Here is a 24904-nt window from a genome sequence, read left to right as displayed (position 1 = left end):
CCAGACGCTGGCTGAGGCGGGGCGGCGGGGCGGACCGCGCGGAGTGACGTCGTCGCATATGCTGAGCATACTCACTATGTGCCTTCTCAGGATATTGGCTTCCATGGCAGGGAAGCGGCGCCGAAGGTGCGCGGGAGCGGCGCGGGACAGGAGAGACTGGGCACCATGGCAGTGCACGGCAGCAGCGACGTCCTGGTCGACGAGCTGTTCGAGACGACGTACCGGCTACGGCAGTTCGTGGAGGGCAGACTGCGGGAGAAGGGGGCCTCGGTGGCCCGGCTGCGCGCCCTGCGCATGCTGGCCCGGGAGGGGCAGCCGCTGCGGATGAGGGACCTGAGCGAGATGGCCGGCATCGCCGCCCGCACCGCCACCACGATCGTGGACAGCCTGGAACGCGACGGCCTGGTGGAGCGGGTCCGCCACCCGCGGGACCGGAGGGCCTCGCTGGTCCGGCTGACCGAAGAGGGGATGCGCTGTCACCGCGAGGCGGAGGAGATCGACCGCCTCGCGCTCGCCGAGGCGACCACGGCCCTGGACGAGGAGGACCGCGCACAACTGCGGTCCCTGCTCGCGCGCATCCGGGACCGCACCGTCTGACGGTGCCGGCGGCCCGGGAACGGCCGACCGGCGCGGGGCGTCGGTCGAGCGGGGCCGCCGGCTGCGGCGGGGGAGTGCCGCCGGACCGCACGCGTGGTGGGTCGCGGGGTACCCAGCCGCACTGCGAGCCGTGCGGTGAGGCGCGAGACGTCGCCCAGGGCGCCGTTGACCACGGTGGTCGCGCCGGTGCCCGAGGCCACGAGGGCCACGTCGAGCGACACGGTGAAGGGCACGCCCCGCGTGCTCCCCTCGGCGACGACCAGCGGCGTCTCGGTGGGAAGAGCCGGCCGGGCGGCCCGGAAGACACCGCACATCCGCGGCAGCGAGGCGAACCACGCCCCGCGGCGGTGGGTTCGGCCGCGGGGCGGGTGCCGACGCCGGAAGCCTGGCGAAGCAGCACGGTGCTCGGGGCCCGGTGGTGCTCACGGCCGCCCTTGTGCTCGCCCGCACAACCGGGCGGCGGCCAGCGGCCGGCGCACTTGGCCGGTGGCCGCGCGCCGGGCCGGCCGCGGATCGTACGACGGTGGCGGCGGCTCAGGCCCCGGGCACCGAGAGCTGTGCCTACGCGCCGCCGCGGTCGTCGCTCCGGCGGCCTGAGAGCCACGGCGTCACGGGCGGCGTGACCCGGGGGCCACCGTCAGGGTGAACCCCCGTCGTGGTGTCACGCCGGTCGGCCGGCCGGCACCGGCAGCACGGCACGGACGGTGGTGCCCGCAGCCGAGGAACACGTCACCGTCAGCGTGCCCTCCAGCAGGGTCACGCACTCCGTCATGGCGCCCATCCGGGCATCGGCGCCCGCTCCGCGCGGCGGACAGGCGTCACTGACCACGCTCACCACGAGACCGGAGCCGATATGCGTCAGCTCCACCTCGCCACGGCTCGCGCCGGAGTCCTGCACCGCGTGGGCCAGCGCCTCCGCGATCAGGAAGTACACGTGGGTCTCCACCGCCCGGGGCAGCCGGTCCCGACCCGAGCGGACGGTCACGGTGACGGGAACCGGACTCGCCGCCGCGAGGGCGGAGACGGCCGGCCCCAGTCCACGCAGCTGGAGCACCTGCGGGCACAGCCCCGCCGCCACTTCCCGAACCTGTGCGAGCGCCGTCTCGGCATCCCGGATCGCGTCGTCGAGGAGTCCGGCAGCGGCCGTCGAGGGAGCCTCGCCCAGCTGCTCGCGAGCCATCCGCAGACCGAGCAGGAGGGACACCAGCCGTTCCTGGGCCCCGTCCCGCAGCAGACGCGCGGCCTGCCGGCGTCGCTCCGCTGCGGCGTCGGCGGCAGGCCGCGCCGCGGCGTCCGTACCCTTCCGCACGACGTCCTGGCCGCGCGTCACATTCTCGGCGATCGACTGCGATGAAGCCGTCATGACGTCACCTTGGCACCGGCCGTCGGGCAGCGATAGCGGTCTTCGCCGTATGACCTCATAAGCCACGTTTATGAGCCGCTCATGCCTCATCCGGGCTCTGGGGCCGGTCCAAGTCGACCCGGCGCAGCAGAGCGAGGAGCACCAGGGTGACGGCCGCACTGGCCCCCGCGGCCAGCGCGTGGCCGCCCGCGTACGCCAGGCGCGGCACCGCCGGATCCCCGGGCGGCAGCCGGAACATGGACTCCACCAGCAGCAGCGCACCGGAGCCGAGCCCGGCCAGCGCCACACCGCTCAGCGGGGCGATCACGAACAGCGCGCGCAACGGTCGGGGGCGGTCCGCGACGGGACGCACCCGTCCACTCCGCGCCAGGAGCGCGGTGAGCGCGCAGGCGACGGCCAGCACGAGCAGGTCGGCCCCGATGGTGTCACTGGGCCGGTGCCAGCCCGCCGCCACCGTGTAGGCACCGACGAAGGTCGCCCACAACGCGCAGACGCCGACGGCGACGCCCCGCAACCGGTAGGGAACCACCAGGGTGAGCCCGAACAGCACGCTCATCGCGATCGTGGTGTGCCCGCTCGGGAAGCTGTTGCCGAGCAGCCGCCGCGGGGCGTCCACGAGATCCGGACGGTGCAGCACGTACCGCTTCAGCACCTCGGCGAGCACCAGGGAGACGCCCACCGTACCGACGGCGACCGCGGTCAGGACGGAGCGGCGCCGCACCAGCCCGATCAGGGCCAGCACTGCCACCGCCACGCCGAGCGAGGACAGGGTGATGTGATCCAGCATGTGGTCGGCGGTACGGGCGGCGGCCAGGGTCTCGTCCTCGCGTCGGCCGGCCAGCGCCGCGTTCTCCCAACGCTGTCCGGCCGCCGTCCGCACGAACGCCGCGTTGACGCCGGCCAGCAGCAGCGCCGCGCCCGCGGCGACGGCCTCCAGTCGTCCGCGCACGCGCGTGGCGAAGGGCTTCTCGTCTTTCCCACCAGGGCTCACGCACTGATGTTAGGTCAGTGTCCTCATGTTTTTCTCACCTGAACACATGATGTGTCGGGGATGTCTTAGGTCTGCGTCGCCCGGCACTGCCAGTGGAAGTTCGGCTTCGACGACGCCGATGCCACCGAGGTGTGGACCGGCCCGTGGACGTACGACGACGAGCACGCGGTCAGCACCTGGGACCAGTAACTCGGTGAGGCGGTTCGCACGGGTAAGCGCTGGCTGCCCGCCATGGGCAACAGCGACGCGCACAGTGCCCCGAACGTCATCGGCCTGCCGCACGACGTCGTCCGCGCGGACGACCTGGCCACCGACTCCGTCATCGACGGCATCCGCGCGGGCCGCGTCCATGGGGAACGCGCTGCTGTTCGGCCCGATGGCGGCCCTGACCAACCCCGTCTTCCTGGAGGTGACGACGGGCGCGAAGGACTGAGGGCGCGGAACGGCGTGCGTCCCGGGGACCGGCGGAGGCACCTCGCCCCGCCGGCCCCGGCGCGTTCAGGAGGGCAGGGACCAACTCTGGTTGGCGGCTCCGGTACAGGACCAGATCTGCAACAGGGTGCCGTCGGCCGAGCTGGGCCCGGTCGCGTCCAGGCACTTGCCCGACTGCGGATTCACCAGGGAGCCGTTCGCACCGGGCTGCCAGACCTGCGAGCCCGTGCCGTTGCAGTCGTAGAGCTGCACCTTGGTGCCGTTGGCGGTGCCGGCCGAGGTCACGTCCATGCACTTGCCCAGCGCGCTGAGCGTGCCGGCGCCGCCCACGGTCCAGTTCTGCGCGGCTGTGCCGTTGCAGGTGTAGAGCTGGACGGCCGTGCCGTTGGCGGTGTTCGCGCCCGCGATGTCCACGCACTTGCCGCCGTACCCGTGGATGGGGCCGGTGGCGTTCGCGGGCGGGGTCACCGGGCCGGACTGTCCGGCCGCCCACGTGATCTCCTGGAGGAGCAGCTGGTTCTGCTGGGCGCTCGCGAAGGTGGAGGACAGGGCGGTGTCGGTCGAGTAGTCCATCGCGTTGTGACCGAAGTTGTCGTAGACCATCCGGTAGTGGCGGTTGGACCACACGATCGGGTAATAACCGCTGTTCCAGGTCTGGTTGGGATCGGTGCCGACCGGGAAGGTCGACGGGTCCAGCGAGGCCAGGATGTCGATGTCCGGGTTCTGCCGCAGGTCGTTCTGCCAGCTGTACCACTCGCTGACCGAGGACGTGATGGTCGCGGGCAGACCCGCGGTCACCGGATGGCCGGCGTCCTCGATCCGCAGCGTCTCGGACGTCGGCCCCCAGGAGTTGCTCCGGAACGTCCCGGTGCCGAGGAACGTGTCGTGGTACCAGGGCCAGTCGCTCGTGTCGTCGTCGTACGCGGAGACGTGGAAGCCGACGAAGCCCCCGCCGTTCGCCATGTAGGTCTGGAAGGCGGTCTGCTGCGCGGCGGTGTGCGGGTAGTCGTCGAGGAACATCACGACCTGGTAGCCGGCCAGGTTCGCGGTGTTCAGCTGACTCCAGTCGGTGGTGGCGGTGTAGGTGAAGCCGTTCTGTGCGCCCGCCTGCGGGAACCACGCGTTGGCCTCGTGGTCGAAGCTGATGTGCGCCGCGTCGTAGGTGCCGTCGTAGAAGGCGATCACCTTGAAGGGCGTGGCGGCGTGGGCGCGGTACGCGGGTGCGGTCTGGACGCCGAGCAGGACGACGAACAGGGCGAGCAGTCTCGACAGGGAGCGGTGCAGGGGGGTTCGGGCGCGGAAGTGCATCATGCGGGGACCTTCCTGGGCAGCGACCGTGGGGAGCCGTGCTGTGGTGCCGCAGTGCGAGGTGGTGGGAGAGTACATGCGAACACTGGTCTAGGCCAAGATGTCCGTCGGTGGTCGTACGGCACGGGTCCGCCGCCTCCGGCGGGCGGACGGCGGGCCCGTGGGCGGTCGGTACCTCAGCCGCTCCAGCCCGTCGGCCCAGGAACCGTGACGGTGCCGTCGGCGGACGCGACCGGGGCGAACACGGCGGACGCGGAAGGGGCTCTGCGCCGGCCGGCCGACGCCTCGCCGGCCCGTCGGTCGCGGGCGAAGGGTACGTGCCCTCCGGCGGGGTTGCCCTTTCCGGCTTCGGTCGGCTGGGCGGCGGCGAGGCCGCGCACTTCTTCACCGCGCAGAAGGCGCTCCACCCGCACGAGTCCTGACACCGCGGTGGCCGGCGCACCCGCGTCGGCCGGCCACCGGCTCGGACGTCGGCCCGGCGACACCGAGCGCGGTGTCCCGCCGGGCCCGACGCGTGAACCGCCCGAGCACCTTCCCCTCGTGCGTCACGCCCATCAGGACGTCGGCCGGTCCGAACCGCTCAACAGCACGTCCGCCCCGCCCCTCGCCCTGGCCACGGCCCGCTCGTCGAGGCCGCACAACCGCAGGCAGGACGACGCGATGGCGTCCGTGTCGGCCGGCTCCGGCTCGCGGGAGCGCCGTATCTGGATGACGACCTCCACCAGCTGGATCAGCAGCTCGCCGATCCGTTCGGCGGGCATGCTCCGCGCGACGTCCCCGGTCGCCGCCAGCGCCCCGAGGGCACCGTAGCCGGCCTGGAGCCGGTCCCGTTCGGACCGGAACGCGTCGAACCGCTCCGCCCGCACCTCCGGCAGCAGGTAGAGCGTGCCGATGTTGTAGCTGGTGCGTGAGAGCGTGCGCACGTCCATCGCGGCCACCGCGTAGAGCGCTGCGGCCGGCTCGGCCCGCTCGGGCACCAGCGCCCCGATGCGCTCCATCATCCGCAGGCTGGGCCGTACGGACGTGGCCAGCAGCTCGGCGAGGATGTCCTCCTTGGTGGCGAAGTGGTAGTACAGCGAGGCCTGTCTGATGCCCACCCGCTCGGCGATCATCCGGGTGCTGGTCCCGCCGATGCCGCGTTCGACGAACAGCGCCCCGGCGGCGTCGAGGATCTGGTCCCGCGCGGAGGTGCCGGGATCGGACGATGGCGTGTGCCGGGGCCTGCCCTGACGGGGGCGCGTCGTCGTCATGGGGCCCATCCTGCCATCACCCCGGCACGACGCCGTCCCCGGTCACGAGGAGGCCGTATAGCTCCGCCAGCCGCCGTGACGGGTGATGTCGGGCGCGCCCTCGACGGCGTACGGCTCGACGAGAAAGCCGCTGATGTGCCGCCCGTCGGCCAGTTCCACGGTGCCGATGGTCATCGGCGGCGGAACGGCGGCGGTGAACGTACCGAACCCGGCCGCCGGAAGCCGCCAGACCTCGCCCTCCACGCCCGGCCCCGTACCGCCTGCCGTGTCCTCGGCGACACGGACCAGGCCGGGCTTGGGCGGCGCGGTGGCCAGGGCGTACAGCCGGTAGCCCGCGGCCGTGCGTGCCGGGCCCACCAGTGTCCCGCCCGCTTGCACCAACTGGGCGTTGAGCGGCTGCCCGGTGAGGTGGGCGCCGACCACGAACAGGTCGAGCCCCGGATCCGCGAACCGCTCGGCCAGTGCGGCCAGCGCGCGGTCGGAGAAGGCCGGCCCGGTGAACATCACACCGAACGGCAGACCGTCCACGAACCCCGCGGGCACGGCGAGCGAGGCGCAGTCCAGCAGGTTGGCGAAGTTCGTGAAACGGCCCAGTCGGGCGTTGGCGCCGACCGGGTCGGCCGCCACCTGGTCGAGGGTGGGGTGCCAGGTGGTGGTCGGGGTCAGCAGAGCCGAGCAGCCGTCGAGCACCGCCCGCCCGGCGGCGCCCAGGGCGGCGAGGCGGGCGGTGTCGGCGGCCCAGTCGGCCGCGGTCTTCTGCCGGCCGGCCAGCACCGTGGCGGCGACGGTCGGATCGAGGTCCGTGCCGATCAGATCGCGGTGCTCCTCCAGGTGCGCGCCCACGGCGGCGTACCGCTCGGCGACGAACGCGCCGCCGTACAGCAGTTCCGCCGCCTGGAGCAGCGGGGTGACGTCGGCCTCGACGATCTCCGCCCCGGTGCTCGCCAGGCGGACGACCGCGGCGTCGAAGGCCTCGCGCCAGCCCTCGGCCAGCCCCCGGAGATGCTCCGGGGCCGGGACGGCGACCCGGGGGCGCGCGGGCGGGGGCGGGAGCTGGGCGCCGCTGCGCGAGAGCGGGTCGGCCGGGTCGGGTCCCTCGGCCAACTCGACCGCCGTGCGGGCGAGTCGCAGGTCACGCGCGAAGACGGTCACACAGTCGAGGGTGTAGCAGGCGGGGACCACACCGGTCACCGGCACCAGACCCTTGGTGGGCTTGACGCCGACGATGCCGTTGAGGGCGGCGGGCACCCGCCCGGAGCCGGCCGTGTCGGTGCCGAGCGCGAGGTCGGCGATGCCCAGCGCGACCGCGACGGCGGAGCCGGAGGACGAGCCGCCCGAGACGCGCTGCGCGTCCCAGGCGTTGCGTACCGCCCCGTACGGGCTGCGGGTGCCGACCAGGCCGGTGGCGAACTGGTCCAGGTTGGTCTTGCCGAGCACCACCGCGCCGGCGGCGCGCAGCCGCGCTACCGCGGGCGCGTCGGCCCGCGGGAGGTACGCGTACGACGGCGCGCCCGCGGTGGTGGGCAGGCCGGCCACGTCGATGTTGTCCTTGACGGCGGCCACCAGGCCGGCCAGCGGCAGCGCCGGGTCGATCCCGGCCGCCTCGGCGAGCACCTGCTCGCGCGGCCTGAGGTGGATCCAGATCTCGGGACGGCCGACGCTCTCGATGCGCTCGTAGGCGGCCTCCACCCGCGCGGTCGGTGTCATGAGGCTCATGCCCGCACCGCCGCGAGGACCTGGCCGGGCGCGACCTGTTCGCCGGGCTTGACGTAGACCTCCAGCAGGGTTCCGGCCGCGGGGGCGTGCACCTTGGACTCCATCTTCATCGCCTCCAGGGAGAGGATCGGATCGCCGTCGGCCAGGGCGGTGCCGGGCTCGGCGGTGATCTGCCAGACGGTGGCGGTGAACGGCGCGGTGACCGGGACCGCGCCGTCCGGGACGGTGACAGCGGCGGCGGCGGTCACGGGTTCCGGACCGTCGTCGCGGTCGAACTCGCCCGCGGCCCGCCAGCGTTGCCTCTCCGCCTCGAACGCGGCACTCTGCCGCTGCCGGAAGGCGGCGATCGAGTCGGCGTGGGCGGCCAGGAAGGCGTTGTACCCGGCGATCGAGAAGGTGCCCTCCTCCGTGGCGAAGTCGCCGCGTCCCGCGTCGGTCTCCGCGCGGAGTTCCAGCAGTTCCTCCGCGGTGACCGGGTACCACTCGATCCGGTCGAAGAAGCGCAGCGCCCACGGGGAGTCCCGGAACAGGCCGCCCCTGCGGTACCGGTTCCAGACCTGCACGGTGCGGCCGACGAACTGGTACCCGCCGGGGCCCTCCATGCCGTAGACGCACAGGTAGGCGCCGCCGATGCCGACGGAGTTCTCCGCGGTCCAGGTGCGGGCCGGGTTGTACTTGGTGGTCACGAGGCGGTGCCGGGGGTCGAGCGGGGTGGCCACGGGCGCGCCGAGGTACACGTCGCCGAGTCCGAGCACCAGGTAGGAGGCGTCGAAGACGGTGCGGTAGACGTCGTCGGCGGTTTCCAGGCCGTTGACGCGGCGGATGAACTCGATGTTCCACGGGCACCACGGGGCGTCGTCCCGGACCCCGGCCATGTACCGCTCGATGGCCAGGCGGGTCGCCGGGTCGTCCCAGCTCAACGGCAGCCGCACCGTGCGGGAGGGGACGACCAGCTCGTCGGTGGGCGGCACCTCGTCCTCCAGCTCACGCAACAGGACCGTCAGGTCACGGGCCTTCAGCCGACGGGCGTCGGTGTGGATCTGGAGGGACCGGATGCCCGGAGTGACGTCGACGACACCGTCGGGCGCGTGCGCGGCGAGGGTCTCCTGGAGGGCGTGCACGCGCATCCGCAGGCCGAGGTCGAGCACCATGGGGCCGTACTCGACCAGGACGTTGTCGTCGCCGTCCCGGCGATAGGTGACGGCCGGGCGGGCATCGGTGCCCTCCAGGCGGCCCAGCACGCCGTCGTCGCCGTCACCGCCCGCGCCGATCAGCGCGGGCGAGGCGCGGCGGGCGTCGAGGCCGGCCGCCTCCGCCTCCCTGACCGGCACGAAACGGACGGCGTCCCCCGGGCGGAGCTGGCCGAGCTTCCACAGTTCGCCGCTGGCGACCACGGCGGGGCACACGAACCCGCCGAGGGACGGCCCGTCGGGGCCCAGGACGATCGGCGTGTCCCCCGTGAAGTCCAGCGCGCCCACCGCGTACGGGGTGTCGTGGATGTTCGAGGGGTGCAGTCCCGCCTCGCCGCCGTCCTCGCGGGCCCACCGGGGCTTCGGTCCGATCAGGCGGATACCGGTGCGGGCCGAGTTGTGGTGCACCTGGTAGTCGGTGGCGTAGAGGGTGTCGATGTCCTCGCGGGTGAAGAACTCGGGCGCCGCGTGCGGGCCCTCGGTCACACCGATCCGCCAGTGCGTGACGATCGCGGGCCGGCGCCCGGACGGCGTCGGGCCGCCGCCCGCGGCCGGGGCGGTGCCGGGCCGCAGGACGTCTCCCGCGCGCAGCGCCCGCCCGCCGTGCCCGCCGAAACCGCCGAGGGTGAACGTCGAGGCGCTGCCCAGGTAGCCGGGTACGTCGAGCCCGCCCCGGACGGCCACGTAACTGCGCAGGCCGGGCCCCTGGCAGGCGCCGAGCACCAGGGTGGCGCCGGCCGGCACCGGCACCGGTTCCCACAGGGGTGCCGCGGTGCCGTCCACGGTGACCGGGACGGGCGCGCCGGTGACGGCGACCACGGCGGAGTGCGAGAAGCGCAGGGACAGTCCGCCCGCGGTGACCTCCAGGCCGGGCGCCGTCTCCGGGTTGCCGACGGCGAGGTTGGCCTCGGCGAACGAGACGGCGTCGAAGGGCCCGCTCGGCGGCACGCCCACGTGCCAGTGGCCGAGTCGGCCGGGCAGGTCCTGCACGGTGGTCATCGCCCCGGGCACCAGCACGTCGATGCGCGGCTCGGGGTCGGTGGTGGTGTCGAGCGTGCTGGTGCTGTGCGCCGTCCCGCGCACCTCGTCCCGTACGGTCAGCGCGCGCAGCAGCCCCAGGTTGGTGACCACGCCGTCCACGCGGCTCTCGGCCAGGGCCCGGCCGAGCAGGTCGAACGCGGCGTCCCGGGTGGGGCCCTCGGCGATCACCTTGGCGAGCATGGGGTCGTAGTACGGCGAGATCTCCAGACCGGTCTCGGCGAAGCCGTCGACGCGGACGCCGGGCAGGGCGTCCGCGCCCTGCCCCGGGAAGGCCGCCCGCGTGATCAGGCCCGAGGAGGGCAGCGAGTCCTTCCCGGGGTCCTCGGCGTAGACCCGGGCCTCCACGGCGTGCCCGGAGGGCGTCCACTCGCGCTCGAACACCGCGTCGTCCACCTCGCCGTCACGGGCCAGCAGCAGCATGAGTTCGACGAGGTCGACGCCGTACGCCTGCTCCGTCACCGGGTGCTCGACCTGGAGGCGGGTGTTGACCTCCAGGAAGGCGGCCTCCTCGCGCAGCGGGTCGTAGACGAACTCCACGGTGCCCGCCCCCCGGTAGTCCACCGAGGCGAGCAGCCGGCGCGAGGAGTCGTGCAGCAGCGCGCGCACCCGTGCGGGCAGGGCCGGGGCCGGGGCTTCCTCGATCACCTTCTGGTTGCGGCGCTGGAGCGAGCAGTCCCGGTCGCCGAGTACGGCGATCCGGCCGGTGCCGTCGCCGAAGACCTGCACCTCGACATGGCGGGCGGGCCGCACCAGGCGCTCCAGGAACACCCCGCCGGAACCGAAGTGGGACTCGGCGAGCGCCGCGACCCGGGCGAAGGCGTCGCGCACCTCGTCGGCCGTCGCGCAGGCCTGCATGCCGATGCCACCGCCGCCACCGGTGGCCTTGACCATCACGGGCAGTCCGATCGAACCGGCCGCCGTGACGGCCTCCTCGGCGCTCGCGAGCAGCTCCGTACCGGCCAGCAGCGGCACGCCGGCCGCCTTCGCCAGGGCGCGCGCGGTGTGCTTCTCGCCGAAGGCGGTGATCTGGTCGGCGGTCGGCCCGGCGAACACGATGCCCGCCTTCTCCACGGCACGGGCGAAGGCGGTGTTCTCGGAGAGGAAGCCGTAGCCGGGGTGGATGATCCCGGCGCCGTGGGCGAGCGCGGCCTCGATGATCGCGTCGCCGCGCAGATACGACTCGCGGGCCGGCGCCGGGCCCAGGCGGACCGCGTGGTCGGCCTCGCGGACGTGGGGAGCGGCCCGGTCGGCGTCGGAGAAGACGGCGACGGTGGCGAGTCCCATCCGCTTGGCGGTGCGGATGACGCGGCGGGCTATCTCACCGCGGTTGGCGACGAGTACGGCGGCGGGGCGGGTCACGCGGTTCCCCCCAAAGTGCCGGCGGCCGCCGCGGACCGTGTGCCGCCCGCGACGGCCGCGGGGTCCACGACGAGCATCCGCAGCGGCGTCGGGTTGAAGTCGTTGCACGGGTTGTTCATCTGCGGGCAGTTGGACACCAGCACCAGCACGTCCCTGTCGGCGCGCACCGCGACCCGGCGGCCCGGCGCCGACATGCCGTCCACGATGCCCAGCGCGCCGTCCGCCTCGACGGGCACGTTCATGAACCAGTTGAGGTTGGAGACGAGGTCCCGCACACCGAGGCCACGCCGGCCGGCCTCGGCCAGGAAGTTCTCCCGGCAGCCGTGCTGGAACATCACATGGTGGCCGTAGCGCAGGGTGTTGGACTCCTTGCCGCAGGCACCGCCGATGGTGTCCTGGCGGTCGATCTCGTTGGCCACGACGGTCATCAGCGCCCTGCCCTCGTTGCTGCGCAGCACGGTGCCGGTGCGCACATACGCGTTGCCCTGCCAGGCCAGGGTGTCGGGCACGCTGTAGCGCTCCTCGGGATCGTCGGCGTCGTAGAGCAGGCAGTCGGCCGACTGGTTCCCGCCGACGTCGACGATCGTCAGGACGTGTCCCCGGCGCACCACCGCCGACCAGGGCGCGTTGGGGGCCACCGTGTCGTCGAGGACGACGGCGCCCTCGACCAGGCTCGCTCCCCGGTCCAGCGGGGAGCCCGGCGCGTGGACCGCGCCGACGGGGACGGTGGAGGCGACGGTGCCGCCCGAGGCCGTCGGAAAGGTGACCGGGGTGTTCCCGGTCCGTGTGGTCGCCATGTCACAGCCCCCTGGCTTCGCAGTAGTCGACGGTGTTGAGGTAGGCCCGGTGCAGCTCCGGCGTGGCGGTGAACCGCGGCTCGTCCGGACCGGTCGGCGCACCGCGCCAGGCGTGCACGCGCAGCGGGCCGACGACGTAGTCCGGCCGCGGGTCCAGCGGGTGGGCGACGTTGGCGACCAGCACCAACAGGGGCATCTCCGCGACGAGTTCGACATGCGTGCCCGGCCCGGCGCTGCCCCGCCAGCCGAGGGTGCCGTCCGCCCCGACGCGTACGCCCTGGAAGAAGGACACGCCGGGCGGCAGGTCGCGGCGGCCCAGACCGTGCTTGGCGGCCGCCTTGAGGAAGAGTCCCCGGCCGGACGGCGCCGGTCCCTCGGGGCGGGCGTCACCGTACTTGCGCTCGTTCCAGGCGTCCGTGCTGGTGCCGCAGAAGGCGTCGTGCCGGCCGGAGGAGTCGTCGCTGACGACGGCCAGGACCCGGCCGTCACCGGACAGCAGCGGATGGTTCTCGCCCAGGTACGCCTGCCAGGGGATCTTCAGGGTGTCGGCGACGTTGAGCCGCTCCACCGGCTCCAGCGCGTTGAAGAGCAGCAGGTGGGCGCAGGCGTCGCCGGTCGGGTCGTCGAAGCGCAGCCGGGTGCCGCGGGCGAGCGCCTTGTGCGTGTAGCCGCCCGGTGCCACCGTCTCCGCCCAGACGAGGGCGGCCGGGTCCACGCCCGGCGGGCGGTACGGGCTGCCGGACGCCGGAAGGTACGGCATCCACTCCCCGGACTGCCCGCCCTGGGCACGGGCGTCGTCGCGGGCGCTACGGACGCTGTCGGTCAGATGCAGGTCACGGGCGTGGGCCGGAACCCGCTCGGTGGGGTAGCGGCCGTGCGGCGCGCTCGCCGCCGGCCTTTCCGCGGTGGTCATGGATGTCCCGTCGTCCCTTCGTGGTGGTGCGTGGTGGAAGCCGCCGCTCGTCCCGCCGGGCCCTCAGGCGGGCTCGGCGACGGCCTCGGCCTCGCGGGGAGGCTCGGTGTGCGTGTGGGGCACGTGCCTCAGCTCGATACGGCGGTGCAGCCGTCGGGAGAGGAAGTAGGCGGCGCCGGCGGCGAGACTGAGCCCGATGAAGAGCGGGGCGCTCCACCGCAGCCACCAGGTGCCGCCGGTGAGGTCGTAGATCTCCGCGCGCGGCCAGACCAGGTCGACCGTCATGCCGGCCTGGTAGAGCACCGCGACCGCGTTGACCGCCACTCCCCACCGGCCCAGTGAGAACAGGGGCCGCCCGGTCTCGTCGACACCCGCCGGGAGTCCTCCGGTGGCCCGTCGCCGGATCCGGCTGACCAGCAGCGGCAGAGTGACGCCCAGATAGGCCAGGTACAGCATGGCGATGCAGAGGCTGGACAGCGCGGTGAAGATCGCCGACTGGCCGATGTTCACGACGAGCGCGGCGGCGGCAGCGACGCCGACCACGATCGACGTGGTGACCGGTGTGCCGGTGCGGGCCGAGACCTTCGCGAGGCGCCGGTGGAACGGCAGGGCGCCTTCGCGTGCCATGGAGTACATCATCCGCGCCCCGGAGGTCTGCACGGCCAGGGTGCAGGCGAACACCGCGACCGCCACGCAGCACAGCAGCAGTCGGCCCGCGACCCCGCCGAGCCGGTCGGTGAGCACCCAGGAGAGACCGCCCGCGGCCAGTTTCCCGTCGGTCAGGCTGCTCGCCGCCATGAGCCCCGAAAGGATCAGCAGCGCGCCGCCGACGCCGGAGGTGATCAGCGCCCGCAGGATGGTCCGGGGAGTGGTCCGGCGCGGGCTGTGGGTCTCCTCCGCCAACTCGCCCGCCGAGTCGAAGCCGACCATCACGTACGCCGCCATCAGCGAGGACGCGAGGAGCGCCCCGAGGTAGCCGCCGTGCCCGGACCGGCCGGTGTCGTGGAGCACGACCTGCGGGCCGCGCTCGGGCAGGAAGAAGAGCGCCAGGACCAGGGCGACCACGCCGATGATCTCGACCGCCACACCGAAGCTGGTGGCGGCGGCCATCTGACGGATGCCCAGGACGTTGACCACCGTGGTGACCACCAGCAGCAGGCAGCCCAGCAGGACCGCGTTCCGCGCGCCGGTCGGGGAGCCGACCGAGGGGTCGGCGCCCGGCCCCCCGACGATCTGGAAGCCCGACCAGATGCCCGGCAGCACCGCCTGCGCGGCGATCGCCGCCGCCGCGACGGTGAGGATCTGCCCGAGGATCATGACCCAGCCGACGAACCAGCCCACCGTGGTGCCGGCCAGTCGGCTCGACCACTGGTAGATCGCCCCGGATATGGGCCAGCGCGCCGCCAGTTCGGCGAAACAGAGCGCGACCAGCAACTGGCCCGCGAAGACCAGCGGCCACGTCCAGAAGAACGTCGCACCGCCGAGGCCGAAGCCGAGACCGAACAACTGGAAGACGGTGGTGAGGATCGAGACGAAGGAGAAACCCGCGGCGAAGGAGGCGAAGCCGCCCACCTGGCGGCGGAGTTCCTGCTGGTAGCCGAGGGGAGCGGGCCTGTTCGCGGCGCCGCCGCGCAGGCTCTGCCCTGAGGGGAGTTGGGGCCGGCTCATCACCGCACCTCCGATCGATCGACGGATACCTGTCGCTTGACAGGTATGGCGATCGTCGGCCGGGGCGGTCTCGCGCCAGGGTCGGGGGAGTTAACTTCCTGTATCCGAAGCCGCGGAGGAGGCCGCCCGGGGAACGGACGCCGCTGGTCCGTTCCGCCCCGCTGCACCGAACCCGCCCCTCGACGTGACGACGGGCGGCACGACCCCCGACGGGGTCATGCAGGCCGTCGTCACGCCCGCAACGGCGTGACTGCCGGGACCTAGGGGGCTGACGAGGGCGTCCCTGTACTGTCGATCTTCAGCACCATGTCTCACCGAGCGACCGGAGCGACTGAACCCGAAGGTCCCCGGAGACAGCGCGAACGCCGCCGCGCGTACGCGATCCGTACGGAGAAAGTGCACTCTCCGTACGTTTCCTGGGATAGGGTGTCGCCCGGAGGTACCTCGTGTCCGAGTTGTTCGACGCCGTCGACGCGCTGGTCGCGTCTCGTTCCCCGCTGCCTCCCGCGGAGGAGCGCAAGCGGCTGAGGGTCGCGCACGGCCTGACGCTGGACGAAGTCGCCGCCGCGCTGAAGGTGCGGCGGGCCACGGTGTCCGGCTGGGAGTCGGCCAAGAAGCCGACCGAGCCGCGAGGCCCGGAGCGCGAGGCGTACGCGCGACTGCTGACGCAACTCGCGAACCTCTACCCCCCACCCCCGGCGCCGGAGCCGACCGCCCCCGCGCCGGCCGCCTCCACGGTCGCGTCCGCCCCGCCGGCCGCGCACACCCAACCCACCGGCCCGGCCCCCCAAGGCGCGGCGATGACCGCACACGAGGCCCCCGCTCCTGTCGCCGCCGCTCCGGCCGCCGCGACACGTCCGGCGCGCACCGCCGCGCCGGCGTCGACGGCTCGCCGTCCGGACACGCGGAAGGACCTTCCGGACGCGCGGAAGACAGCCCCGGCCGGCACTACGGCGGGCGGCACCGGCCCGCGGTTCGAGAACGGACCCCTGGCGGTCGTCGACGTGAAGGACGGCCAGGTGCTGGCGTACTGCACCGGCGGCCTCGTCCTGGACGTGCCGGCCAAGTCGATCCCCGCCCTCGCGGAATGGACGCTGGGGGAGGCGAGGCTGGGGCAGCCGAAGCTGTCCGGGCCGGGCAAGGACGCCGACCCGCTGCTCGTGCTCACCGAGGCCGCGCTGAAGCGCTACGGCCTCCCCGTCTCCCTCACCGACGGGGAACGGCTCGCCGGGCGGCTCCCCGAGGGCCACAAGGTCATCAAGCAGCTGGCGCGCGCCGACTGGAAGCTGACCAAGCGCGGGTTCGGGCCGTGGGCGCGGATCTACCGTCCCGCGCAGGGCTCGAAGCGGGCCTGCGTCCAGCTGTGCGTCCCGTCCTGGCACGCGCTCGACTCCCGTCACTGGGGCGAGGCCGGACAACTCCCGGCACCCGAACTCGCCCGCGTCCTGGGCGTCTACGCCTCCCGCGTCATGACACCGCGCGGCTCCACCGCCGTCACCGGCCTGGAGCTGATGACCGCGCTGCACCCGCCGACCCGCGCCTCCGAGCCCGGCGCCGACGGCCGCCGGTACTCCGAGCACAACCCCGGCAGCCTGGGCAAGGACCCGGTGGACTGCGCCCCGTGCGAGGCTCCCGACGGCCACCCGCTCCTGAAGGACCTGCCGCGCTTCCACGTCCGCGGCCCCGCGGAGAAGCTGTTCGAGGAGGCGTACGACTGGGCGCGACCGATGACCGATGCCGAGTGCACCTTGCGGCACCTGGTCGGCCTCGACGTCAACATGGCCTTCGCCGCGGGCGCCAACGGCCTGACCGTCGGCCTCGGCGCGCCCACCCGTGTCGGGAATCCGGTGTTCGACCCGAAGCTGCCCGGCTCCTGGCTGGTCGACCTGTCCCATGTGGACCTGTCACGCGTGAGGATCGCCAAGGACCGATGGGCGGACCTGGACGCCGGCCTGCTGCCCAGTCCGTTCACGCCGAAGGGCGATCGCCCCGAGGGACCGGCCTGGTACGCGACACCCACCGTCGCGTACGCGGTGGAACTCGGCTACGAGGTCCGTCCCGTCGAGGCATGGGTCCGCCACGAGAGCGGCCGCTACCTGGACGGCTGGTACAACCGGTTGCGCGACGCCTTCCTCGCCACGATGGCCGACCTCGGCGTCCACGCGGACATGGCACCGGCCGACTTCCTGGCGGCGATGGACGGCTACCGGGAGCGCGACCCGGAGCTGGCGATCGTCGTCTCCGCGATCAAGGCGACGGTGAAGGGCGGCCTGGGCAAGCTGCGCGAGCGGCCCCGGGGCGAGGGCTGGCGACCGGGCGAGCCGTGGCGGGCGCTGGAGCGGCCGACGTGGCGCCCGGACATCCGCGCGGCGGTCATCTCCCGCACCCGGATCAACCTGCACCGCAAGATCGTCAAGCACGCGGCGTTCACCGGGCAGTACCCGGTCGCGATCCTGTCCGACTGCGTCGTCTACGCCTCGAACGGGCCGAGCCCGCTGGACTTCCTGCCCTACCGGGACGGCAAGGCGCTGCCCGGCGGCTTCAAGCTCGGCATCAACCCGGGCCTGGTCAAGCACGAGGGCACCCAGAGCGTGCTGTGGGGCGAGGAGGTCCGCGAGCGGTTCGACGCCCCGGACCTCAATCTCGCCCGGTACATCAAGGACGGCACCGTCACCGACGTCGACAACGGAGAGTAGGCGAGGTCGATGAGCCTGTTCGGGGACGGCCTGGAGGCCGCGGTGCAGAAGGCGTTCACCCGCCCGGCGCCCAAGAGCGCGCCCGCGCGGATGCGGTACCTGGTCAAGCAGCTCAAGGGCACCAAAGCGGTCGCCCGGACGCTGGGCATCTCCCAGCGCACCGTCGAACGGTACGTGAAGGACCAGATCAAGAAGCCCCGCCCCGACCTCGCCGCACGCCTGGAGCGCGAGGTGATGAAGCGGTGGCAGCCGCAGGTGAGGGCCAGGGCACGGCGGACGGCGGCGACGACGGGCGGCATCATCATCGACACCCGCGCCCGGATCGGCTACACCGCGCCGGTCGGTTCGACCGACGACGCCCGGATCCGGCACCTGACCATCGCCCTCCCGCCGCAGTTCGCCGCCCGCCTCTTCGACGCCCAGGAGGCCGGCGCCGGGGAGCGGCAGTTGCAGCGGATCGCCGCCGAGGGGCTCAAGGAGGTGTACTTCCAGGACAGCGGTCGCCGCGCCGGCCAGCTGGAGGAGGTCCGCTTCACGGACATCGAGCACGTGGAGTTCGACCTGTAGCGGGCCGCGCCCCGAACAGCCCACGAGCCGCGGTCGGGGGCACTTCCGGGAGGCCGGCCGGCCTGGATCGTCGAGCGGGGCCTCGTCCTCGTGGGCGGCACCGCCTCGGAGGTGGAGGCACTCAGCCAAGGACGGAGAAGTGGTCGGCGGCGCCTCCACGCCACTCGATCATGAAAAGGGTGGCGTCGTCGCTCGTGCGCCCGCCCCGTTCCCTCTTCAGGGTGTGGGAGAGTCGGCGCAGATCCGCCCGCAATCCCTGCGAGGGCTCTTCCCCCAGGCGGTTGACGCAAGCGATGAGTCGCTCCTCACCGAACGGCTCCCCGCCGTGCACGCGCTCCTCGATGATGCCGTCGGTGTAGCAGAGCACCCGGTCGCCTCGCTGGAGCGCGTGCTCCATGATGCGGGGCAGCTCACCGCCGAAACCGACGGGCAGCGTCGTCGCGCTCTCCAACTGCCCGACGACCCGGCCGTCGTGGATGAGCAGCGGCGCGGGGTGGCCCGCGTTGACCAGCTCCATCTCACCGGTGGCGATGTTCAGGTGCATGAGCTGCGCTGTGGCGAAGTGGTCGGGCCCGAACTGCCGGGAGATGGCGTCGTCCATGAACGCGTACTTCTCGGCCAGGCTGATGAACACGCGCCGGGCGTGCCGGTAGGCGCCGATGGCCACGGTCGCCATCGTGGCGGCGTCCAGGCCGTGGCCCATCGCGTCGATCACGGCCGCGTGCAGGATGTTGTCGTTGAGGGCGTAGTCGAAGCTGTCGCCGGCGACCCGGTAGGCAGGCTCCAGGATGCCGGCCACCTGGACCTGCGGCACGGACATCGTCAGCGGCGGCAACAGGTTCCACTGGATCTCCGCGGACACGCTCATCGGCTCCCGACGCCGGGCCAGGAAGAACTGGTCGGTGTAGGCGGCCTTGGTGACCAGCATGTCGGCGACCAGACCGGCGAGCCTGTTCATCAGGCGCCGGTCGTCCTCGCCCAAGGAGTCGAGCGTCAGTGCCATCACGCCCACGTGATCGCTTCCGTCCAGCAGCGGCAGGTACACCCGGACGCCCCCGCCGCCCTGTGGCACTTCGACGGTCTTCCCGCTCAGGAAGGCCCGGCCGGCGGGTGTGGCGGCCATCGGCTCGGGCTGGCCGGCGTGCAGCTTCCTGCCCGGCAGCGGTACCAGCAGCTCCTGCGCGTAGTCCTGGAGCAGGATGGAGAGGTCCCGGCCACCGATCCTGGTCACCTCCTCCGCGATCAGCGGGGCGACCAGCTGCGGCGGCAGCAGCCGCGCCCTGTCCAGCAGCCGCCCCAGCAACTGCTCGCCGAATCCCCCCGACCGGTCCGCGCCGTCTTCGCCCATGGCCTGGATCGCCACCTCTCTCCCTGCGGCCACCCAAGGTCACCGCCCTTCGCACAACGTGACGCGAAGGCGCATCCGAGCGGCTCATTAGGCCATGCGCGGCATGTCGGCCCAGACCGACTCGACCCCAGCACGTCCGTCGCCGCACGCGGTGGCTGGTCGCCACCGGCGGCTGCGAGGGAGAAGGACTTCGGCGGAGTCCGGGCCTCTGGCCCCTTTGTCCGGCGAGGGGGGTACCCGATCAGCAGGTCACGAGGAGTCGGAGTCGCGCGCCTCTGGGCTGTCGGCTCGGCCCTCGTCCCCGGCGGCCGGCCGATGCGGCGCTGGCACCAGACGACGCAGCGCCTGTTCGCTCTGCGAACCCGGCTCGGCCTGGAAGGTGCCGAGTTGGTGGCCCGGCGTGCCATTGATGGTGAACGACTGATACGTCAGCTCCAGGGGGCCCGCCTCCGGGTGCAGCAGCCATCCGATCTGGTGCCGCTTGGCACGGACGTCGTACCTCGCCCACAGGCGGGTGAGGTCCTTGCTCCGGGCGGACACCTGTTCCACCAGGGCGCGCAGTTTCCGGTCTCCCGGGTGGAGCGACGCCGTCGCGCGCAGGCTCGCCACGCAGGTCCAGGCGAGAGCCTCCCAGTCCTGGTAGAACCGCCGGGCGGAGGGGTCCAGGAAGATGAAGCGAGTCAGATTCGTCTCCGGGCCCAGGACGGAGAACAGTGCCCTGCCCAGTCCGTTCGCGGCCAGGATGTCGAACCGGCGGCTCATGATCAGCGCGGGAGTGTCCCAGGCGTCGATCAGATGAAGGAGATGCGGGGCCACGTGATCTTCGGCCGGGGACGGCTCGCGGTTGCACAGTCCCTGCTGGGCGAGCCGGTGCAGATGCTCGGCGGCTTCCGTGTCCAGCCCGAACACCCGGGTCAGCGCATTGAGTACTTGGTCGGATGGACGCTTTTCACGCCCTTGTTCGAGACGTGTGTAATACCCCTCGCTCACGCCGGCCAGCATGGCCACTTCATTGCGCCGCAGTCCCGAGGTACGCCGGAGTCCTTCGCTCGGCAGACCGACCTGAGCGGGAGAGGTGGCAGCCCGACGGGCTCGTATGAACTCACCCAGAGGATTGACGCTATGCACTTGACCCACCTTACTTGCTGGCGTGACACAATATGCCTCTACATGACTGTGTGGGTGTACGTGCCGAGCCCCATGGTGTTACTGAGTGAGGGAGATGTCATGCCGGAGGACGAACCCTATTGCCCGACTCCTGAGCGTCCGTCGGCTGCTGAGATGGAAAACTGGCGGGCGGCACCTGGTGAGCCGACCGCCGAGTGTGTGCTGTGCCGGGAACCCACCGAGTACCGGTACGACGTTCCCGGCCTTCCGCTGTGCCCGCGCTGTGAGTGGCAGGAGGCACAGCGGAGCGCCTGCTCCGGCTGAAGGCAGGAGGACCCGGCGCGGATCTCGACGGTTCCCACGGCCCACTGGTTCATGCCCTTGTAGAGCAGCAACCAGAGCCTCGCGCCGGGTGCTCGTGGCGGGGCATGGCGGGGTCGGTCCTCTCCAGGGATGCGGTCGGACATGCGGGCCCTCGGGCGGGTTCAGGCCGCTGGGTCGGGCAAGTCGCTCGCGGATCACGGTGAGGCGGGGAAGCGCGGAACTTCCGCGCTTCAGCGAGGCTTCGCGGGGTTGAGGAACTGCTGGAACTGCCTGTCGAACTCCCTCGGGTCTTTGCTCAGCGACGCCTTGACCATTGCGGTGAACTCGTCGACGACGACCTCGAACGCGCCGGCCTCGACACCGTCGAGGGCGGCGCGTGCGACGTCGGCCGGGGGCATCTTGGGTACGTCGTAGCCCTTCATCATGTCGGTGTCGGCCGCCCCGAGGTGTACCGAGGTGACGAGGGTCCCCTGCCCGGCCAGCTCCTGGCGCAGCGCGCTGCTCATGCTCCAGACCGCGGCTTTGGAGACCGCGTAGGCGCTGCTGCCGGGAAAGACGAACCAGGACGCCGAAGAGGCGATGTTCACGATGGCGCCTCCACCGTTTCTCGCCAGGACCGGGGCGAAGGCGCGGACCATGGACAACGTTCCCCAGAAGTTGACGTCCATCGTGGCGCGGACACCGGCGAGGTCGCCGAGCAGGGCCGCGCCGCCGATGCCCGCGTTGTTGACGAGGAGGTCGACGTCGCCGGCTGCCTGCGCGGCGGCTGCGACGCCGCCGGGATCGGTGATGTCGAGGCCGAGAATCTCCACGCCGTCGAGGTCGATGGACTCCGGCCTCCGCGCGGTCGCGTAGACCTTCGCCCCTCGCTCGACGAGCTGGGCTGCCAGGTGGAGGCCGATGCCGCGGTTGGCTCCGGTGACGAGCGCTGTGGCTCCGCTGATGTTCATACGATTACGCTAGAACCTCACGTCGACGTGAGGTTCAAGTCCGGCCGACCAGGAGACACGATGCGCATCGGGAAGGTCGCCGCACGCGCGGGGGTCAGCGTTCGCGCCCTGCGCTACTACGAGGAGCAGGGTCTCGTCGTTCCTGCCCGCGGCTCCGGAGACCAGCGGCGGTACTCCGAGTCCGACGTCGAGCGCGTGAGGTTCATCCAACTCCTCTACTCGGCCGGACTGCCCAGCAAGGCGATCCTGCACATCTTGCCGTTCATGGACACCCTGGTCGCCACACCGGAGATGACCCGACGACTCACGGATGAGCGTGACCGCATCCAGGCCCGGATCCATGACCTGACCCGGGCACGTGAGCGGCTCGACGAGCTGATCCGCCTCGCCGCCGACTACACGGCGTCCTCACCGGCGCAGTGCACGCCGCAAGCGGACGCCACTCCCTCTGCCCGAGCAGTCCGGCCGCGACACCGCTGAGCGGTGCCGCCCAATGGCCCCGCCGTCGGCCCCTTCAGCCCGGCCCGTGAGCCGAACAGGCACCGCCACGCCACTGCGCACGGTGCTGTCCACTCTGCCGGACCTCCCGTCTCCGGATCACCGCAGGCGTATTCCGCCTGACGCCGTCAACTGCGTGGTCGTTGCGAGAGGATGGGGTGGTGATCCGCCACGACCCCGAGATACAGGCCCTGTTCCGCCGCTATTGCGCCCCTGGGCGCCGCTACCTGAAGCTCGGCGGAGCGGTACTTCGTATGTCGCGCGAGGAGTACGAGCCGTTCGTTCATGCCCTGGCCGCTGACGCGAACGCTGTTTCCGACGCCGAGCTCACCATCCTCCTCGAAGGCAGCTGGCGCGAGCGGCGGACCGCGGCATGGCTCGCGGCCGTCTCGCGCCGTGCTCACTTCCGCGAGCGTCTGGGAGCGCTGCTGCTGGAGAGCGAGTTCTGCTGCGCGGGTGGGGCCTACTGCGTGGCGCTGGCGAGTTTCGGCACCGCACGGGACGCCGACTTGCTCGCCGCCTACCTGGATCGCTACCTGCGCCGGCCCGACCTCGCCTACGACCAGCCGACAGCCATGGGCGCCCTGGCGTACACCGACTCCGTCCTGAACGGCGACCGGGCCGGCCACTTCCTTCAGGAGGGCGGCCTGTGGCGGCAGTGGTTCCAGGGTGCGTCCCACATGCACGGCGATGACGGCATCTCCACCTACCTGGGCGGCATTCGCCTCGCCTGCGCCGTCATCGACGAGTGCGCCGGCACCTGACCCCATGCGAACGGGGCGTCCTCGCCGTCAAGCAGGCATCCTGGCAGCCATGCGCATCTTCCGTACGTACGCCCGTGCCTACGCCGACGACCTGGATGCAGTGCTGGAGCCGCTCACCTCGGTTACGGGTGAGCCGGTCAGCACCCGCTTCACGATGCCGGACGGCCTGGAGTTGGCCACGGTCGGCCGCGTTCTGGTGGTGGCGGGCGATGAGCGAGTACTGGCGCCCTACAGGGCGACAGTGGCCACGCTCGTCATCGATGACCTCGACGAGTGCCGGGCGCTGCTCAACCGAACCGGAGCGCGGATCGTGCGCGGTCCGCAGGCCGTCCCCACGGGCAGGAACCTGACCGCGAAGCTGCCAGGTGGCGTCCAGATCGAATACGTGGAATGGGACGAGGCCCAGTGGGAACGTGCCGGAGGCCGACCAGCCTAGGGACTCTGGGGGTGATGCCGCGGCGGGACCACGTGCTCGCGACCGAGCCGTACAGCAGCCGGAGTACACCGCCGGGGCCGCCGCGCGCGCCGCGCGGCACATGGCGACCGAGGTCGCAGTCGGCCGGTCACACCCTCAGGGCCGTCGAGCAACTGGCCGACGGCTGAAGCAGGGTGCCGGACACCAAGTGCTGACAGAACTCAGCGGATTCGCCCTGGAGGTGTCGAGCCGGGCGCTGCCCTTGGCGAGGCGCGGCTCAGCCCGTCTGCTCGGCACGGGTGTCGTACGTCTCGCGGGCTGGCAGCCCCGCTCGTACGGGTCCTACGACGACGTCGCGTCGGTCACAGTCTCGGCAGGCGTCACGGCTCCCACCTCATTTCTTTCATGCGGGTGGCTACCTTACCCGGAAGTGGCTACTTACCAATGGAGAGTTGCCAGGTCAGGGTGATGGCGTGCCGCGAAAGCCGCGGCGGAAATGGGGAACCCCACATGTCCATCGTCGTCACCGGAGCCACCGGCCAGCTGGGCCGACTCACCGTGGAGGCACTGCTGCGGCGTGGAGTGCCGGCCGCGGACATCGTCGCCACGGGCCGGGACACCGCCCGGATCAAGGACCTGGCCGACCGTGGTGTCGTGACGCGCCGGGCGGACTTCGCCGACCCCGACAGCCTCGCGGTGGCCTTCGCGGGGGCGGAGAAGCTCCTGCTGATCTCGGCCTCGATCCCCGTGGACGAGCGCCTGGACCATCACCGCCGCGCCATCGACGCAGCGCTGACCGCCGAGGTGCCCCTGATCGCGTACACGAGCATGACGCGGGCCGACACGGCCCGCACGATCCTCGCCGAGACCCACCGCGCCACCGAGGAGTACCTGCGCGAGCGCGACGCCCCAGCCGTGGTGCTGCGCAACAGCTGGTACCTGGAGAACTACACCGGCCAGCTGCCCCTGGCCCTCCAGCACGGCACCTTCCTCGGAGCGGCCGGCGACGGCACGGTCAGTGCCGCGACCCGCACCGACTACGCCGAGGCCGCCGCGGTCGTCCTGACCACCGAGGGCCACACCGGCGCCGTCTACGAGCTGGGTGGCGACCAGGCGTTCACCCTGGCCGAACTCGCCGCCACCGCCTCCGCCGCGACCGGCACGCCCGTCGCCTACACCGACCTCCCCGCAGGTGCGTTCGCCCAGGCACTGAGCGACGCCGGCGTGCCCGCCGAACTGGCCCGGATCCTCGCCGACTCCGACCTCGGACTGGGCCGCGGCGAACTGTTCACCGACACCGGCGACCTGCGCCGCCTGATCGGACGGCCCACCACCACCCTCGCCGACGCGATCACCGCCGCCCTGCGCTGACACGGACCCGCCCGCGAGCACCGGAGAGAACCACACCCGCGTCGACCGACCGGAAGGGCCGACTGGTGGGCGCGAGGGCAAGTCGGAAAGGGCTCCATGCCCGGGTGGTGCCGGCACCCTTCCGGGTCTGGTCCGTGTGACCGTCACGGACGAAGGCGAGCACCGCCGCGCGTCCGGTGACCGGGCCGAGCACTCCCTGTCCGGGCATCGTGAAGATCACCTGGTGTCTTCGGCCAGGA

19 protein-coding genes are annotated in these 24904 nt (G+C 72.4%); 7 read left to right on the top strand and 12 right to left on the bottom strand.

The features are described 5' to 3' along the window. The first annotated feature begins 165 nt into the window (after nt 1–165). The gene (locus QSK45_RS09940; protein WP_285555235.1) at nt 166–597 is read left to right on the top strand and encodes a MarR family winged helix-turn-helix transcriptional regulator; all 432 of its coding nucleotides are present in this window, start codon (nt 166–168) and stop codon (nt 595–597) included. A 661-nt stretch (nt 598–1258) separates the two neighbouring features. Here QSK45_RS09940 and QSK45_RS09935 read toward each other — a convergent pair. The 9 genes from QSK45_RS09935 to QSK45_RS09890 all read right to left on the bottom strand — a co-directional run bounded on the left by QSK45_RS09935 (nt 1259) and on the right by QSK45_RS09890 (nt 14625). Continuing rightward, a complete protein-coding gene (locus tag QSK45_RS09935) occupies nt 1259–1960 on the bottom strand; it encodes a sensor histidine kinase (protein WP_285555234.1) in 702 nt (233 codons plus the stop codon). A 79-nt stretch (nt 1961–2039) separates the two neighbouring features. After that, entirely contained in the window at nt 2040–2951 is a 912-nt protein-coding gene (locus tag QSK45_RS09930) for a phosphatase PAP2 family protein (protein WP_285555233.1), read from the bottom strand. A 498-nt stretch (nt 2952–3449) separates the two neighbouring features. Then, the gene (locus QSK45_RS09920) at nt 3450–4694 is read right to left on the bottom strand and encodes a ThuA domain-containing protein (protein WP_285555231.1); all 1245 of its coding nucleotides are present in this window, start codon (nt 4692–4694) and stop codon (nt 3450–3452) included. A 551-nt stretch (nt 4695–5245) separates the two neighbouring features. Then, a complete protein-coding gene (locus tag QSK45_RS09915; protein WP_285555229.1) occupies nt 5246–5941 on the bottom strand; it encodes a TetR/AcrR family transcriptional regulator in 696 nt (231 codons plus the stop codon). A 42-nt stretch (nt 5942–5983) separates the two neighbouring features. After that, nucleotides 5984–7648 carry an allophanate hydrolase gene (locus QSK45_RS09910; protein WP_285555539.1) on the bottom strand — a complete coding sequence of 555 codons (1665 nt, stop codon included), beginning with the start codon at nt 7646–7648 and terminating at the stop codon, nt 5984–5986. A gap of 5 nt (nt 7649–7653) precedes the next feature. Next, nucleotides 7654–11247, bottom strand: a complete 3594-nt coding sequence (gene uca, locus QSK45_RS09905) for an urea carboxylase (RefSeq protein ID WP_285555227.1) — start codon at nt 11245–11247, stop codon at nt 7654–7656. Beyond that, on the bottom strand, nt 11244–12044 hold the full coding sequence (locus QSK45_RS09900) for an urea amidolyase associated protein UAAP2 (protein WP_395485328.1): 801 nt from the start codon (nt 12042–12044) through the stop codon (nt 11244–11246). The genes uca and QSK45_RS09900 overlap by 4 nt, the downstream gene beginning before the upstream one ends. A gap of 1 nt (nt 12045) precedes the next feature. Then, the gene (locus QSK45_RS09895; RefSeq protein ID WP_285555224.1) at nt 12046–12957 is read right to left on the bottom strand and encodes an urea amidolyase associated protein UAAP1; all 912 of its coding nucleotides are present in this window, start codon (nt 12955–12957) and stop codon (nt 12046–12048) included. Nucleotides 12958–13020: 63 nt separating this feature from the next. Beyond that, a complete protein-coding gene (locus QSK45_RS09890; RefSeq protein WP_285555222.1) occupies nt 13021–14625 on the bottom strand; it encodes an amino acid permease in 1605 nt (534 codons plus the stop codon). Between the two features lie 446 nt (nt 14626–15071). Here QSK45_RS09890 and tap point away from each other — a divergent pair, with 446 nt between their 5' ends. Further along, nucleotides 15072–17321 carry a telomere-associated protein Tap gene (gene tap, locus QSK45_RS09885; protein WP_285555220.1) on the top strand — a complete coding sequence of 750 codons (2250 nt, stop codon included), beginning with the start codon at nt 15072–15074 and terminating at the stop codon, nt 17319–17321. A gap of 9 nt (nt 17322–17330) precedes the next feature. Then, nucleotides 17331–17888: a telomere-protecting terminal protein Tpg gene (gene tpg / locus QSK45_RS09880; protein WP_285555218.1), complete on the top strand. Its 558-nt coding sequence runs from the start codon at nt 17331–17333 to the stop codon at nt 17886–17888. A 121-nt stretch (nt 17889–18009) separates the two neighbouring features. On the opposite strand, the gene QSK45_RS09875 is transcribed toward tpg, so the two are convergent. The 3 genes from QSK45_RS09875 to QSK45_RS09860 form a co-directional block, all read right to left on the bottom strand. Further along, nucleotides 18010–19236: a PP2C family protein-serine/threonine phosphatase gene (locus QSK45_RS09875; protein WP_285555535.1), complete on the bottom strand. Its 1227-nt coding sequence runs from the start codon at nt 19234–19236 to the stop codon at nt 18010–18012. Nucleotides 19237–19485: 249 nt separating this feature from the next. Beyond that, nucleotides 19486–20364 (bottom strand): helix-turn-helix transcriptional regulator, encoded by an 879-nt coding sequence (locus QSK45_RS09870; RefSeq protein ID WP_285555216.1) that lies wholly within the window; start codon nt 20362–20364, stop codon nt 19486–19488. Nucleotides 20365–20897: 533 nt separating this feature from the next. Beyond that, nucleotides 20898–21617 (bottom strand): SDR family oxidoreductase, encoded by a 720-nt coding sequence (locus QSK45_RS09860; RefSeq protein ID WP_285555212.1) that lies wholly within the window; start codon nt 21615–21617, stop codon nt 20898–20900. A 60-nt stretch (nt 21618–21677) separates the two neighbouring features. On the opposite strand from QSK45_RS09860, the gene QSK45_RS09855 reads away from it, so the two are divergent. The 4 genes from QSK45_RS09855 to QSK45_RS09840 all read left to right on the top strand — a co-directional run bounded on the left by QSK45_RS09855 (nt 21678) and on the right by QSK45_RS09840 (nt 24665). Then, nucleotides 21678–22097 (top strand): MerR family transcriptional regulator, encoded by a 420-nt coding sequence (locus tag QSK45_RS09855; RefSeq protein ID WP_285555211.1) that lies wholly within the window; start codon nt 21678–21680, stop codon nt 22095–22097. A gap of 179 nt (nt 22098–22276) precedes the next feature. Next, nucleotides 22277–22879, top strand: a complete 603-nt coding sequence (locus QSK45_RS09850; RefSeq protein WP_285555209.1) for a DUF6000 family protein — start codon at nt 22277–22279, stop codon at nt 22877–22879. A gap of 49 nt (nt 22880–22928) precedes the next feature. Then, nucleotides 22929–23315, top strand: a complete 387-nt coding sequence (locus tag QSK45_RS09845) for a hypothetical protein (RefSeq protein ID WP_285555207.1) — start codon at nt 22929–22931, stop codon at nt 23313–23315. 489 nt (nt 23316–23804) lie between these two features. Further along, on the top strand, nt 23805–24665 hold the full coding sequence (locus tag QSK45_RS09840) for an SDR family oxidoreductase (protein WP_285555205.1): 861 nt from the start codon (nt 23805–23807) through the stop codon (nt 24663–24665). The last annotated feature ends 239 nt before the right edge of the window (nt 24666–24904 follow it).

This window comes from Streptomyces hygroscopicus subsp. hygroscopicus (assembly GCF_030269125.1).
Classification (GTDB): Bacteria; Actinomycetota; Actinomycetes; order Streptomycetales; family Streptomycetaceae; genus Streptomyces; species Streptomyces hygroscopicus_C.
The sequence above is the reverse complement of the archived record's forward strand: the minus strand, read 5'-3'. Positions and strand labels throughout refer to the sequence as shown.

Excerpts from the sequence above, each read along its gene's own strand:
- QSK45_RS09940 (WP_285555235.1), top strand. The coding sequence starts at position 166 with ATGGCAGTGCACGGCAGCAGCGACGTCCTGGTCGACGAGCTGTTCGAG.
- QSK45_RS09935 (WP_285555234.1), bottom strand. The coding sequence starts at position 1,960 with ATGACGGCTTCATCGCAGTCGATCGCCGAGAATGTGACGCGCGGCCAG.
- QSK45_RS09920 (WP_285555231.1), bottom strand. The coding sequence starts at position 4,694 with ATGATGCACTTCCGCGCCCGAACCCCCCTGCACCGCTCCCTGTCGAGA.
- QSK45_RS09915 (WP_285555229.1), bottom strand. The coding sequence starts at position 5,941 with ATGACGACGACGCGCCCCCGTCAGGGCAGGCCCCGGCACACGCCATCG.
- QSK45_RS09910 (WP_285555539.1), bottom strand. The coding sequence starts at position 7,648 with ATGACACCGACCGCGCGGGTGGAGGCCGCCTACGAGCGCATCGAGAGC.
- QSK45_RS09900 (WP_395485328.1), bottom strand. The coding sequence starts at position 12,044 with ATGGCGACCACACGGACCGGGAACACCCCGGTCACCTTTCCGACGGCC.
- QSK45_RS09895 (WP_285555224.1), bottom strand. The coding sequence starts at position 12,957 with ATGACCACCGCGGAAAGGCCGGCGGCGAGCGCGCCGCACGGCCGCTAC.
- QSK45_RS09890 (WP_285555222.1), bottom strand. The coding sequence starts at position 14,625 with ATGAGCCGGCCCCAACTCCCCTCAGGGCAGAGCCTGCGCGGCGGCGCC.
- tpg (WP_285555218.1), top strand. The coding sequence starts at position 17,331 with ATGAGCCTGTTCGGGGACGGCCTGGAGGCCGCGGTGCAGAAGGCGTTC.
- QSK45_RS09875 (WP_285555535.1), bottom strand. The coding sequence starts at position 19,236 with ATGGGCGAAGACGGCGCGGACCGGTCGGGGGGATTCGGCGAGCAGTTG.
- QSK45_RS09860 (WP_285555212.1), bottom strand. The coding sequence starts at position 21,617 with ATGAACATCAGCGGAGCCACAGCGCTCGTCACCGGAGCCAACCGCGGC.
- QSK45_RS09855 (WP_285555211.1), top strand. The coding sequence starts at position 21,678 with ATGCGCATCGGGAAGGTCGCCGCACGCGCGGGGGTCAGCGTTCGCGCC.
- QSK45_RS09845 (WP_285555207.1), top strand. The coding sequence starts at position 22,929 with ATGCGCATCTTCCGTACGTACGCCCGTGCCTACGCCGACGACCTGGAT.
- QSK45_RS09840 (WP_285555205.1), top strand. The coding sequence starts at position 23,805 with ATGTCCATCGTCGTCACCGGAGCCACCGGCCAGCTGGGCCGACTCACC.